This window comes from Bacillus sp. PK6-013, assembly GCF_054161445.1.
On sequence record NZ_CP096417.1, the window covers coordinates 1,451,508 to 1,463,874 of the forward strand.

12 protein-coding genes are annotated in these 12,367 nt (G+C 45.8%); 8 read left to right on the forward strand and 4 right to left on the reverse strand.

Annotated features, from left to right (window positions below):
* A complete protein-coding gene (locus M1E03_RS07355; protein ID WP_020452360.1) occupies positions 1 to 561 on the reverse strand; it encodes a bifunctional transcriptional activator/DNA repair enzyme AdaA in 561 nt (186 codons plus the stop codon).
* A 217-nt stretch (positions 562 to 778) separates the two neighbouring features.
* Between M1E03_RS07355 and catA the strand changes: the two genes are divergently transcribed.
* Positions 779 to 1,429, forward strand: a complete 651-nt coding sequence (gene catA / locus M1E03_RS07360) for a type A chloramphenicol O-acetyltransferase (protein WP_195257692.1) — start codon at positions 779 to 781, stop codon at positions 1,427 to 1,429.
* A gap of 82 nt (positions 1,430 to 1,511) precedes the next feature.
* Here catA and M1E03_RS07365 read toward each other — a convergent pair whose 3' ends face one another.
* The gene (locus M1E03_RS07365; protein WP_023855347.1) at positions 1,512 to 1,772 is read right to left on the reverse strand and encodes a YrhK family protein; all 261 of its coding nucleotides are present in this window, start codon (positions 1,770 to 1,772) and stop codon (positions 1,512 to 1,514) included.
* A 120-nt stretch (positions 1,773 to 1,892) separates the two neighbouring features.
* Between M1E03_RS07365 and M1E03_RS07370 the strand changes: the two genes are divergently transcribed.
* The 7 genes from M1E03_RS07370 to M1E03_RS07400 all read left to right on the forward strand — a co-directional run bounded on the left by M1E03_RS07370 (position 1,893) and on the right by M1E03_RS07400 (position 10,506).
* Positions 1,893 to 2,351, forward strand: coding sequence for a hypothetical protein (locus tag M1E03_RS07370; protein WP_059231403.1), 459 nt, complete (start codon positions 1,893 to 1,895; stop codon positions 2,349 to 2,351).
* A 405-nt stretch (positions 2,352 to 2,756) separates the two neighbouring features.
* Positions 2,757 to 5,543, forward strand: coding sequence for a sigma 54-interacting transcriptional regulator (locus tag M1E03_RS07375; RefSeq protein ID WP_458110734.1), 2,787 nt, complete (start codon positions 2,757 to 2,759; stop codon positions 5,541 to 5,543).
* 200 nt (positions 5,544 to 5,743) lie between these two features.
* Entirely contained in the window at positions 5,744 to 6,181 is a 438-nt protein-coding gene (locus tag M1E03_RS07380) for a mannose/fructose/sorbose PTS transporter subunit IIA (RefSeq protein WP_020452356.1), read from the forward strand.
* Positions 6,181 to 6,672: a mannose/fructose/sorbose PTS transporter subunit IIB gene (locus M1E03_RS07385; RefSeq protein WP_023855343.1), complete on the forward strand. Its 492-nt coding sequence runs from the start codon at positions 6,181 to 6,183 to the stop codon at positions 6,670 to 6,672. The genes M1E03_RS07380 and M1E03_RS07385 overlap by 1 nt, the downstream gene beginning before the upstream one ends.
* An 18-nt stretch (positions 6,673 to 6,690) precedes the next feature.
* On the forward strand, positions 6,691 to 7,494 hold the full coding sequence (locus tag M1E03_RS07390) for a PTS mannose/fructose/sorbose transporter subunit IIC (RefSeq protein ID WP_020452354.1): 804 nt from the start codon (positions 6,691 to 6,693) through the stop codon (positions 7,492 to 7,494).
* Between the two features lie 21 nt (positions 7,495 to 7,515).
* Positions 7,516 to 8,343: a PTS system mannose/fructose/sorbose family transporter subunit IID gene (locus M1E03_RS07395; protein WP_020452353.1), complete on the forward strand. Its 828-nt coding sequence runs from the start codon at positions 7,516 to 7,518 to the stop codon at positions 8,341 to 8,343.
* 129 nt (positions 8,344 to 8,472) lie between these two features.
* Positions 8,473 to 10,506, forward strand: coding sequence for a GH32 C-terminal domain-containing protein (locus M1E03_RS07400; RefSeq protein WP_025811080.1), 2,034 nt, complete (start codon positions 8,473 to 8,475; stop codon positions 10,504 to 10,506).
* 37 nt (positions 10,507 to 10,543) lie between these two features.
* Here the strand turns inward: M1E03_RS07400 and M1E03_RS07405 are convergent, their stop codons facing one another.
* Positions 10,544 to 11,338, reverse strand: coding sequence for an SDR family NAD(P)-dependent oxidoreductase (locus tag M1E03_RS07405; RefSeq protein WP_025811081.1), 795 nt, complete (start codon positions 11,336 to 11,338; stop codon positions 10,544 to 10,546).
* A 226-nt stretch (positions 11,339 to 11,564) separates the two neighbouring features.
* On the reverse strand, positions 11,565 to 11,945 hold the full coding sequence (locus tag M1E03_RS07410; RefSeq protein ID WP_020452350.1) for a hypothetical protein: 381 nt from the start codon (positions 11,943 to 11,945) through the stop codon (positions 11,565 to 11,567).
* Positions 11,946 to 12,367: the final 422 nt, after the last annotated feature.

The following is a 12,367-nucleotide window of genomic DNA, read 5'->3' on the forward strand; positions in this document are numbered from 1 at the left end:
TTACCTCCGTTTCATTTGCCGGTATGACGTCGGTGATTGCCCTGTTTTCTTTTTAAACAAAGCGGCAAAATAATCCGCATTCCCGATGCCTACCATTGAGGCGATTTCTGCGATCGTTCGTTCAGAATGGGCAAGCAAAACGAATGCTTTCTCAATCCTTTTCTGCAGGATGTATTCTGCCGGCGAGACGCCTTTGATTCGTTTAAACGTCCGCTGCAGATGAAAAGGGCTGATATGGCACCTGTCAGCCAAAGCTTGCAGAGACAGCGGATCGCGATAAGATTCCTCGATGATTTGCACCGCCCGCTGTGCCAGCTCTTCATCCGGCAGCAGCATCCCGGCCGGATTGCAGCGTTTGCAGGGGCGGTACCCTTCTGATAAAGCATCTTTTGCATTGAAAAAGATTTGCACATTTTCGATTTGCGGAACTCTCGATTTGCAGGAAGGGCGGCAAAATATCCCGGTCGTTTTGACCGCGTAATAAAAAACTCCGTCATAGGCGGAATCGTTTTCCGTAATCGCCCGCCACCTTTCAGGCGTCAATCGTGATTTGCTGTTCATATCTTCACCCCGATCTATGTCAGTATAACCTAAATGACAGCCGGAGGTGGAGAGGCAGGGAATGGCACAGCAAGAAGACAAAGAAGAAGAGGGACGGTTGCCTGCGTCTCCGAAACGCGCTACAATTCATTTACAATACAGGATGAGGTGAGAATATTGCCGAAATCAGAGAAGCAGGCCTCCTAAAATAAAAAAGCTATATTTTAGGAGGTAAAACATGAATTTTCAAACAATCGATCTCGACACTTGGTATAGAAAATCTTATTTTGACCATTACATGAAGGAAGCGAAATGTTCTTTCAGTATAACGGCAAACGTCAATGTGACCAATTTGCTTGCCGTGCTCAAGAAAAAGAAGATCAAGCTGTACCCGGTTTTTATTTATATCGTATCAAGGGCCATTCATTCGCGTCCCGAGTTTAGAACAACGTTTGATGACAAAGGACAGCTGGGGTATTGGGAACAAATGCATCCATGTTATACGATTTTTCATCAGGACGACCAAACGTTTTCCGCCCTCTGGACAGAATACTCAGATGATTTCTCGCGGTTTTATCGTCAATATCTTCAGGATGCTGAGCGCTTTGGAGACAAAAAGGGCTTATGGGCTAAGCCGGACATCCCGCCCAATGCGTTTTCAGTTTCTTCTATTCCATGGGTGCGCTTTACAAACTTTAATTTAAACCTAGATAACAGCGAACACTTGCTGCCGATTATTACAAACGGGAAATACTTTTCAGAAGGCGGTGAAACATTTTTGCCGGTTTCCCTGCAAGTACACCATGCAGTGTGTGACGGCTATCATGCCGGCGCTTTTATGAACGAGTTGGAACGGCTTGCCGCCGATTGTGAGGAGTGGCTTATGTGACAGAGGAAAGGCCGATAGGATTCGGCCTTTTTTATATGCACTTCTTAGCGGGTCTCCTACCATCTCTCCCTGCTGTTTAAATTTACTCACGGGATTTGGAACGCCGGCTCTCAACAAACTTCCGGTAATGAAAATCATGAACCAAACGGATCGTCGGCCTGATTAACAGCTGAAAGCTGCCGATCACAAACATCCATATTCCCGCCGGCTTCAGTTCCTCGAAGAAAAAACAGAAGCTCCCGACAAGGAATAAAAGACCGATAAGAAAATCGTTTAATGTATGAAGAACTTTGTATCTTTTTTTGAAAAAGAGTTCGTATCGATCATTGTGGTTTTGCGGCATTGCTTGATCCCTCCAGTCCTTTTATTACCCTGCCGGAAGCAGGAGTGAAACGTCGGTATGCATAGGATTTATGAATAAGGAAAAACATATGGGGACATCGACCATCGAGGAGTGAAAAATATGCGGCTATTCATATGTGCATTGTGCCTGTTCGGCATGATTGTCCCGACATTTGAAACGAAAGCGCTGACGTTTGAAGAATTGCCGGTTAAACAGGCTTCAAAACAATGGGAAGTTCAAATCGGTAAAGCCGAAGCAAAAAACGGAATGGCGAAGCCGGAAAAAGGTAGGTTTCATACTTATGCTGTCGAAATCAAAAACATTGGACACGATGTAGCTTCGGCGGAAATTTATCTCTATCGGAATGAACCCAATTCTTCAACGAAATTTTCGCTTTGGAATATTCCTCACGACAATGCGGTCTCTTTAGCCAAAAGCTTAAATGACGGAAGCCCTGTCAAGCACCGGAATTTGCTATTGGCAGAGAATGCGACCGAATTGGAAGTGGACTTGATTTGGACGGAAAAAGGGAGCGAAGGCAGACTTTTAAAGGAATCGTTTATTTTCAAAGGGAGATGAATCATAAAGATAGAGGCCGTTGAACCGTCAACGGCCTTTTTTGTGAAAGTTAAGGCAGCCGGTCGTTCGGCCAACATGGTATCGAAGTGAACATTGATCAGCAGAGCTTTCACAAAACATTTACATTTAGAGAAAAATACAGGATGTTTTCACCAATATTTTCTCAATAATGATACACTATTGACAAGCTGCTACTTTGGGTGGGGTGTTTCTGTGGATGCTGATGAAGCAAAAACACCAGACTGTGTCATGAGAGCACGAACAAATCGATATAAAAGTAGGAGAGTCAGGATTGTCAATCTGTAAAAGATCTTTTTTTTATCCCGTGATTCGGCTTTAAAGTTCTGAATCTTCAAGAAGTTTGCCGCCTTTTTGCTGATCAATCGAGAACAAAGGATGATACATATGAAAAGAATAGATAAAATCTACCATCAGCTGCTGGATAATTTTCGCGAAACGAATATCCATCAGCTTTTAAAGATACAAGGGAATTCGGCTCAGGAAATCGCCGGTCAGCTGCAAATGGAGCGTTCAAATGTCAGCTTTGAATTAAACAATCTCGTTCGTGCCAAAAAGGTGATCAAGATTAAAACGTTCCCTGTGCGCTATGTCCCGGTGGAAATCGTTGAAAACATCTTGAACATCAAATGGAACTCAGAGTTGATGGAGGTTGAAGAACTGAAGCGGCTGGCTGACGGCCAAAAAAAGCCGGCGCGTAACATGTCCGCCGATCCCCTCGAGCTCATGATCGGGGCTAAAGGGAGCTTGAAAAAGGCAATCTCTCAGGCGAAAGCGGCTGTCTTTTATCCTCCGCACGGCTTGCACATGCTGCTGCTCGGTCCGACGGGTTCAGGTAAATCGCTGTTTGCGAACCGGATCTACCAGTTCGCCGTTTATTCGGACATATTGAAGCCCGATTCCCCGTTCATCACATTCAACTGTGCCGATTATTATAACAATCCTCAATTATTGCTCTCGCAATTGTTCGGACATAAAAAAGGGTCGTTTACAGGTGCCGGCGAAGACAAAGCAGGATTAGTCGAACAGGCGGACGGGGGCATTCTGTTTATGGATGAAATTCATCGTCTCCCGCCGGAGGGGCAGGAAATGCTGTTTTATTTCATTGACAGCGGCACATACAACAGGCTTGGTGAAACAGAGCATAAGCGAACGGCAAAAGTCCTGTTTATCTGCGCAACAACAGAAAACCCGAGTTCTGCATTGCTGAAGACATTTTTACGGAGAATTCCGATGACCGTACATATTCCGTCGCTCGATGAACGGTCCCTTGGAGAAAGAGTGGAGCTGACAACTTTTTTATTGGGGAAAGAAGCAGAGCGGATCAAGAAAAACTTAAATGTTCATATCGACGTCTATAATGCATTGATTCATTCTGCAAAATTCGGAAATGTCGGGCAGCTGAAATCAAATGTGCAGCTGGTCTGTGCGCACGGATTTTTAAATAACCTTGACAAAGACGAGGTTGTTGAACTGACCGTCCGGGATCTTCCCGATGAGATCAAACAGGACTGGATGTCCAGCAGCAAAAATATCGAACGGAGCAAAATGATTTCTGAATACGTCAACATTACAACGATCATCTCTCCGATTGTGGAAGATGATACAACGAAAATCGATGACTCATTTAACTTATACCATGTCATAGAAGAAAAAGCGAAAATCCTGAATAAAGAAGGCTTAACAAAAAAACAAATCAATCAATATATTTTAACGGATATTCATTTGCACGTCAGAAGCTTTTTTAATCAGAAAATGCTTCAAAACCACAGCTTGCTCAAATTCGTTGAAGACGACGTGATTCAGATGACGAAAGAATTAAAGGAAGTCGCTGAACATGAGTTAGACTGCAAATTCGACCGTAAATTCATCTATTTCCTGAGCATGCACATCGCCGCATTTTTAAAGCGCGGAAAACAGATTGATGTTTTAAACCCGCAGGAAACAGATGAAATCAGGGAAAACCATGTGAAAGAATATGAGGTCGCACTGATTTTCAAAGATAAAATTCAAGCGTATTTTAAAGTAACCGTTCCGGAAATCGAAGTCATCTACTTGACGATGCTGATTCAGTCGATTAAATCATGGAAAGAAAACAAAAGGACGGGCATTGTCGTGGCGGCCCATGGAAACAGCACGGCGAGCTCTATGGTTGAAGTAGCCACTGAACTGCTGGGGAGCACCCCGATTGCTGCGGTTGATATGCCTTTGACCGTTTCACCTGCGGAAATCGTAAGCAGTCTGGCGGAGAAAGTGAAGCAGGTTGATGAAGGAGAAGGCGTATTAATGCTTGTCGACATGGGATCGCTTGCGATGCTGGAAACAAGGCTCGAACAACAAACGGGCGTAAAAATAAAAACGATCAGCAATGTTACGACATCGATGGTGCTTGATGCTGTCCGCAAGGTGAATTATTTGAATTTGAATTTGCACGCCATCTATGATTCGGTTACAAAGGATTTCATCGATTTATGGGCCGATAAACCGCGGGTCTCAGGCAAAAAGAAGGCGATCGTCTCCATTTGCACGACAGGCGGCGGAACGGCGAAAAAGCTCGAAGAGATCTTAACAGCAATCGTGAGCAGGACATCAGATGAACAAATCAGCATTTTGACGGTGTCATCGATCAAATTAGCAAACCGCATGAAAGAAATTGAAAAAACGTATGAGATCCTTGCCACGGTGGGCACGAAGAATCCTAAAATCGATGCTCCGCACGTGCCTTTAGAAGTATTGATTGAAGGCGAAGGAGAAAAAGTGATTCAGCAAGTGATTGGAAACGGCAATATCCCTGCGAGCGGCGGATTATCCGGTAAAAATGTGGTGGTGAAGGAGCTGTGCGAAGACAGCCTGAAAAAATATCTTGTCTTTTTGAATCCCTATCATATGATAGACATGCTGTTGGAGTGGCTTCAGACGGTTCAAGACGAACTGCGCATCACATTCAGCAACGCGGTGCTGATCAAAGTCATCATGCATACCGCTTTTGCTTTTGAAAGGGTGATCAAACAGAATCCGATCGCTTTTCCTGAGGAAGAAGAAATGAATGATCAGCTTCAAAACGTTCTTCACATCACAGAGAAAACATTAAAGCCTTACGAAGAAAAGCTTGGACTCGCGATCAGCGAAGATGAAAAAATATTTATCGCGACCATCTTTTCTGAAGAGTTATAGCTGTTTTCCATGAGCGATTTTTTCAGGTAAACCTGTATTAAGTGGAATCCCATTTTAATACAGGTTTATTTTTATGCTTGAATGTGTTTCAAACTTGAAAATCATTCGTCTTGAGATGCAGTGAAAGCGCTTAATACAACTTTGTTGGCACGATCCTTGCATTATAAATAAGCGAACGAAAAAAGAAAGGAGCAATGTACATGATTACAGTCATTATCAGCGGCCACGGAAACTTTCCCACAGCATTAAAAGAATCTTCAGGGATGATATTCGGAGAAGAAGACAGCCTGATCGCGGTGCCGTTTCTGAAAGGGGAAGGCATTCAGACACTGCAAGAAAAATATCATCAGACGCTGAAGGACATTCCGGAGGAACACGAGGTGCTTTTTTTAGTGGATATTTTCGGCGGGACGCCATACAACGCAGCGACTCCTTACATCGCGAAGGAGCGGAGATTCGATATGGCAGCCGGCGTGAACCTGCCGATTTTGTTAGAGGCATTGAGCTTGAGGGAGCATATGCCGCTCAAACAACTGCTGAACCAGTTGAAAAAGATGAGCCGGGAATGCTTCCAAATCTGCAGCGAACAATTGGAAAAATTCAGTCAGTCTAATCAGGGAAGAGAGGATGAATTGTAATGAAAATCGTTTTAGCAAGAATTGATGACCGCTTTATTCACGGCCAAGTATTAACAAGATGGATTAAAATCCACGCTGCTGACCGCATTATCGTCGTCTCTGATGAGGTGGCGCAGGACGAAATGAGAAAAACGCTGATCCTTTCTGTCGCACCTTCAAATGTGAAAGCCAGCGCCGTTTCGATCTCCAAAATGGCCAAAGCGTTTCACAGTCCGCGGTACGAAGATACGACGGCAATGCTGTTATTCGAAAATCCGGGCGACATTGTTTCTTTAATCGAAGCAGGTGTTCCGATCGAAACAGTCAATGTCGGCGGGATGCGCTTCGAGAATAACCGCAGGCAAATCACGAAATCGGTAAGCGTGACTGAAAAGGACATCAAATCGTTTGAACAATTGCACGGATTGGGCGTGAAGCTGGAACTGAGGCAGCTGCCGTCAGATTCGAGCGAAGACTTTATGCAGATTTTAAGAAACGCAATAAAATCCTAGAAGGAGGGTTCTAAAGCCATGTCAACGATTCAAATTATTTTGCTGCTCGTCATTGCAGCTATAACAGGTATCGGTAGTGTATTGGACGAAGGGCAGACACACCGTCCGCTGATTGCCTGCACGTTGGTCGGCCTGGTTCTCGGGGATCTGAAAACAGGCATCATTCTCGGCGGAACGCTGGAGCTGATGGCGCTTGGCTGGATGAACGTCGGTCTTGCAATGGCCCCCGATACGGCTATCGCTTCCGTGATTTCGACCATTTTAGTGATTACCGCCGATCAGGGAGTCGGTGAAGGGATTGCCGTCGCGGTGGCTTTGGCTGCTGCGGGTCAGGCGCTGACGATTTTCGTCAGGACGATCACCGTATTTTTAATTCACCGTGCCGACAAATACGCAAAGGATGGCAATTTTAAAGGAATTGAAATCATGCATATTACCGCCATGGCGTTTCAGGCGCTGCGCGTTATGATTCCGACATTGATTGTGGCTCTGATCAGTGTCAGCGCTGTTCAGGCGTTTTTGGGAAATATTCCGGACGTCATCACAAAAGGTTTGCAAATAGGCGGGGGGATTATCGTTGTTGTCGGATATGCGATGGTCATCAACATGATGAACATTCCGTATTTGAAGCCGTTTTTCTATATCGGTTTTTTGCTGGCCGCGTTTACCGATTTCAATTTAGTCGGCTTCGGTGCCCTCGGGCTTTGTCTGGCATTTTTATATCAGCAAGTGATGCAAAAAAATCATGCGCAGGGGGCGGTGGCTGCCGCCAGTGACAGCAGCGTGGCTGCATATGATGATGACGATGATCTGGATGCTTAACTATTGAAGGAGGGACGAATAATGAGCACAGAAAAAAGGTTAACGAAGAAAGAGATTTTCAGTATGTTTATCCGCTCAAACTTTTTGCTCGGATCATTTAACTTTGAGCGTGTACAGGCGCTCGGCTACTGCTACGTCATGATTCCGGCGATCAAAAAATTGTACGGTCCGGGAGCGAAACGGAGCGAAGCGCTCCAGCGCCACTTGGAATGGTTTAATACGCATCCGTGGCTGACAGCGCCGATATTCGGCGTGACCGCTGCGATGGAAGAAGAAATGGCCAACAATAAAAAGATTGATGCCAAAGCGATTAATGGAATGAAAATCGGCTTAATGGGCCCGTTGGCAGGTGTGGGCGACCCGATTTTCTGGGGGACGCTGCGTCCCGTTCTGGCAGCCTTGGGAGCGTCGCTTGCTTTAAGCGGAAACATCGCCGGCCCGCTTTTGTTTTTCTTTTTAATCAACGCGATCAGGTTAAGTACAAAATACTACGGGTTAAAGTACGGCTATGTGAAAGGCATGGAAATTTTGCAGGACTTGGTCGGGAACCGCATTCAGAAACTGACGGAAGGCGCTTCAATACTCGGGCTGTTTGTGATGGGAGCGCTCGTTTCCAAGTGGACGACGATCAATATCCCGATCGTCGTGTCGAGAATTAAAGATGATGCAGGCAAAGTCGATGTACAGACCGTGCAAAACATTTTAGACAGCATCATGCCGGGGGTACTGCCTCTAGGATTGACATTGCTCGCTGCCTGGATGCTTCGCAAAGGGGTGAATCCTCTTCTCATGATTTTCGGTATTTTTATCATCGGGATTGTCGGCTATTGGGCTGGCTTTTTGGCATAAAATGATTTAGTTGTTCTTTTCTTAGCTTTTGGAGAGGCAGGTCCATTCGGCCGCAAAAAGGGGGAGGCTGTTTGGACTTCCTGCCTTAACCGTCACTAAAAACCGTGTGAAGAAGAGGGGAGAAAAGGGATGAAAAAGAGAATGATTCAGATGGGGATCATAGGGGCTATGATGTTTCCGGAAGCCTTTTCCGCAGCTGCGGCCGACCCGGACTACTATAACGAGGATCATCGGCCCAAGTATCATTTCACGCCGGAAGCAAACTGGATGAATGACCCGAACGGGATGGTGTATTACGCGGGGGAATATCATCTGTTTTATCAATATCATCCGTATGGCTTGCGCTGGGGGCCGATGCATTGGGGGCACGCAGTAAGCAAAGATTTGGTCAAGTGGGAGCATTTGCCGGTCGCGCTGTATCCGGATGAAAAAGGGACAATTTTTTCGGGAAGCGCTGTCGTCGATCGGCATAATACAACAGGGTTTCAAACAGGGACGGAGAAGCCGCTCGTTGCCATTTATACGCAGGACCGGGACGGGGAACAAGTACAAAGCATCGCCTACAGCAATGACAAAGGCAGGACATGGACGAAGTACTCAGGCAACCCCGTCATTCCAAATCCGGGAAAAAGAGATTTCCGAGATCCGAAAGTCGTTTGGCACAAACAGACGAAAAAGTGGGTGATGGTGCTTGCGGGCGGCGACCGAATTTTAATCTATACATCGCCTGACCTGAAGCACTGGACACATGCGAGCGAATTCGGCGAAGGAGAAGGCAGCCATGGAGGCGTGTGGGAATGTCCGGATCTGTTTGAGCTTCCTGTAGAGGGGAGACCGAATGAAACGAAATGGGTGATGCAAGTCAGTGTTGGAGACGGTGCTGTCTCAGGAGGATCAGGCATGCAATATTTCGTCGGAAGCTTTGACGGCACAACCTTTAAAAATGAAAACCCGCCGAATCGCGTATTATGGACAGATTACGGCAAAGACTTCTACGCAGCTGTCAGCTGGTCTGATATCCCGCGGTCTGACGGGCGAAGGCTTTGGTTAGGATGGATGAGCAATTGGCAATACGCAAACGATGTTCCCACTTCCCCGTGGAGAAGCGCAATGTCTATCCCGAGAGAACTAAAATTGAAAGCGTTTTCCGAAGGATTCAGAATTGTTCAGGCTCCGGTAACTGAGCTGAAGTCGATCAGGGGTGCATCGCAAATGTGGAAAAACAAGATCATTTCACCTCGAAACAGAAATTTTTTGAAAGCGCTGTCAGATAATGCGTACGAAATCAATGCGGAATTTCAAGTAAATACCGGAACTGCGGCCGAATTTGGCTTTAAAGTCCGAACAGGGGAAAACCAATATACGAAAATCGGCTACAGCAAAAACAGCGCTTCACTGTTCGTCGACCGAAGCCAATCCGGAAACGTCTCCTTTAATCCGAACTTTAACACCGGAAAGCATGCGGCCCCGCTGCAACCGGTCGGTGGGAAGGTGAAGATGCGCATTTATGTCGACCGCTCTTCAGTTGAAGTATTCGGCAACGACGGGAGGCAGGTGATCACCGACATTATTCTGCCGGACCGATCCAGTAAAGGGCTTGAAGTATACGCATCTAACGGGTTTGTCAAGCTGAATTCGATGACGGTTCATCCTCTGAAAAACGTATGGGGAACGTCACCCTTTCAATCGAATTTGACCGGCTGGACGACCGTAAACGGTGTATGGGCCGACACGATTGATGGAAAACAAGGGCGATCTGACGGGGATTCGTTCATTTTATCTTCAGCAAAAGGAACAGATTTCACATATGAAGCAGATGTCACGGTAAAGGATGGAAATGGCAGAGGGGCGGGTGCTCTCGTGTTTCGGGCCGACAAGGATGTTCAAAACGGATATCTTGCCAATGTGGATGCCAAGCATGATGTGGTGAAGTTTTTCAAATTTGAAAACGGCTCGGCCTCTGTTATTGCCGAACACCGCACACCGATAGAAACCGGCCGGAAATATCACCTGAAGGCGGTGGCCCGCGATTCCAACTTTCATATTTACTTGGACGGCCGATTGGTGATAAGTGCTCGGGATTCCACGTTTACCGAGGGAGCATTTGGCTTGAATGCATGGGATGCGACCGCAGTCTTCCAACATGTTTATGCTGATCGATAACGATGAAGCTGGAATGCCGGGCATTCCAGCCTTTCATTTAAAAGACGCTGCGGACCAATCCGCCGTCCGCCCGCAAGGCTGCACCATTGATCGGCGAGGAAAGCGGACTGCTTAAAAAGGTGACAAAGTGCGCGATTTCTTCCGGCCGAATCAGCCTTTGTATGATAGAGGTCGGCCGGTTTTCTTTCATAAACCGCCTTTCCGCTTCTTCGACCGTCAGGTTTTCATCCGGATAAAGAGTCTTCAGCATCGTTTCAACGCCTTCGGTTAAGGTTGAGCCCGGCATAACGGTATTGACAGTCACATTTGTACCCGTAGCAAGCTCTGCCAAGCTCCGGGAAATCGAAAGCTGCATCGTTTTTGTTGCGCTGTAATGCGCCATTTCCTGTGACGGCATAACCGCAGCTTCGCTCGCAATAAAAATGACCCGGCCTTCTTTTTTCTCGATCATGCTTTGCAAATATCTCCGCGAGAGCCTTACTCCGCTCATAATATTCACTTCGAAAAAGCGGAACCAATCCTCATCCGGAATCTCAAAATATTCCGCCGGCTCAAAAATTCCTAAATTATTAATGAGAATATCAACATGCGGGAACGCTGCTATTAGGTCTTGACACCCTTTCTCAGTGCCAAGATCATAAGGGGCCGGATGAAGAACAGCCTCGGGGAATTGGCCTTTCAATTCGTCTATTATTTGATTGACCTTGTCTTGCCGGCGTCCGTTAATGATGACAGACGCACCTTCTTTCGCAAGTGAAGCGGCAATCGCTTTGCCGATTCCGGACGTTGATCCGGTCACCAATGCTGTTTTTCCTCGTAAGTTCAGGTTCATCATGGATCCCTCCGTTTTCTTTTCAGTATAAACAGAACAATGTCATACAAAACATCATTCATGATTATGGAACAGAAGAACCCGAAACGGAAGTACGCACTTTAAAGTTATATAGGCACTTTTTTGTGCCCCCTCAGTTTAAAGAGGGGACCGTTTGTTTGACCAGGCAAAAAAAGCATCAAAAAACCGCCGTCTGTAAACGGCGGGCTTACTGTTTATGGGGAATTCAATCATAGCAAGTAACGGTGATGTATGTATCGTTCCCTTTAAACAGAACGAGTTCTGCTTTTTTGTTCGCGCCATCTGTAAAATCGCTGACATCGATCACCGGACTGTTGCTTTTCGGTCCGACGTAGATATTTTTTCTAACGATTTCGGGCGTGCTTCCCGCCCCGTCAACTTCATACAGCGTAAAAGTAAAGCCATAAAAGCTGTTGTTGTGAAAATAAAATTTCCCTCCGCCTGATTTAATGATCGGAGTCTGCGATGTCATGCCGTATGTGCCGATATTATCCCATACACCGGAACCTGCTGCAGACGCAGAAGAAAAAGGCAAAAGCAAACACGCCAAAGTGAGCAGTAAGGCACCGATTTTGCTGAATTTCATGATTGGTCCTCCTTTTTAGTCACTACACTGGGGATTGTATCATTCATCACAGATGAAAGAATGAGGCATTGTTCCCTGAAAAATTGGGTTTATCTTTTTCATATGATGCACTTTTTGCGAACGGCATCCATAAATTGTGCTTTTATTAAGAAAAAAGGCCGATCATGGTGCTGCGGCGCTGTAACAAATGAAGCTGATATCCCATGAAGGCCTCCGCGGTTTTTCGAGTTTTTTTTCTTTTGAAATTGAAATAGACACTGCTAATGATTGACAACATTTTCAAACTGACTTAAACTTAGTTTGATGATTAAACTAAGTGTGTGCATAAGGAGTGGATGAAAGAGGGAGATCATTTTATGTTCTGATCAAAGCAACCTTCGAAATCTGATTCTTGCGAAATTGGAAAAAGGAGGTGATAAGAT

What these genes read in the sequence shown, in the direction of transcription:
- M1E03_RS07355 (WP_020452360.1), bottom strand. Translation starts at nt 561, where the DNA reads ATGAACAGCAAATCACGATTGACGCCTGAAAGGTGGCGGGCGATTACG.
- catA (WP_195257692.1), top strand. Translation starts at nt 779, where the DNA reads ATGAATTTTCAAACAATCGATCTCGACACTTGGTATAGAAAATCTTAT.
- M1E03_RS07365 (WP_023855347.1), bottom strand. Translation starts at nt 1,772, where the DNA reads ATGCCGCAAAACCACAATGATCGATACGAACTCTTTTTCAAAAAAAGA.
- M1E03_RS07370 (WP_059231403.1), top strand. Translation starts at nt 1,893, where the DNA reads ATGCGGCTATTCATATGTGCATTGTGCCTGTTCGGCATGATTGTCCCG.
- M1E03_RS07375 (WP_458110734.1), top strand. Translation starts at nt 2,757, where the DNA reads ATGAAAAGAATAGATAAAATCTACCATCAGCTGCTGGATAATTTTCGC.
- M1E03_RS07380 (WP_020452356.1), top strand. Translation starts at nt 5,744, where the DNA reads ATGATTACAGTCATTATCAGCGGCCACGGAAACTTTCCCACAGCATTA.
- M1E03_RS07385 (WP_023855343.1), top strand. Translation starts at nt 6,181, where the DNA reads ATGAAAATCGTTTTAGCAAGAATTGATGACCGCTTTATTCACGGCCAA.
- M1E03_RS07390 (WP_020452354.1), top strand. Translation starts at nt 6,691, where the DNA reads ATGTCAACGATTCAAATTATTTTGCTGCTCGTCATTGCAGCTATAACA.
- M1E03_RS07395 (WP_020452353.1), top strand. Translation starts at nt 7,516, where the DNA reads ATGAGCACAGAAAAAAGGTTAACGAAGAAAGAGATTTTCAGTATGTTT.
- M1E03_RS07400 (WP_025811080.1), top strand. Translation starts at nt 8,473, where the DNA reads ATGAAAAAGAGAATGATTCAGATGGGGATCATAGGGGCTATGATGTTT.
- M1E03_RS07405 (WP_025811081.1), bottom strand. Translation starts at nt 11,338, where the DNA reads ATGAACCTGAACTTACGAGGAAAAACAGCATTGGTGACCGGATCAACG.
- M1E03_RS07410 (WP_020452350.1), bottom strand. Translation starts at nt 11,945, where the DNA reads ATGAAATTCAGCAAAATCGGTGCCTTACTGCTCACTTTGGCGTGTTTG.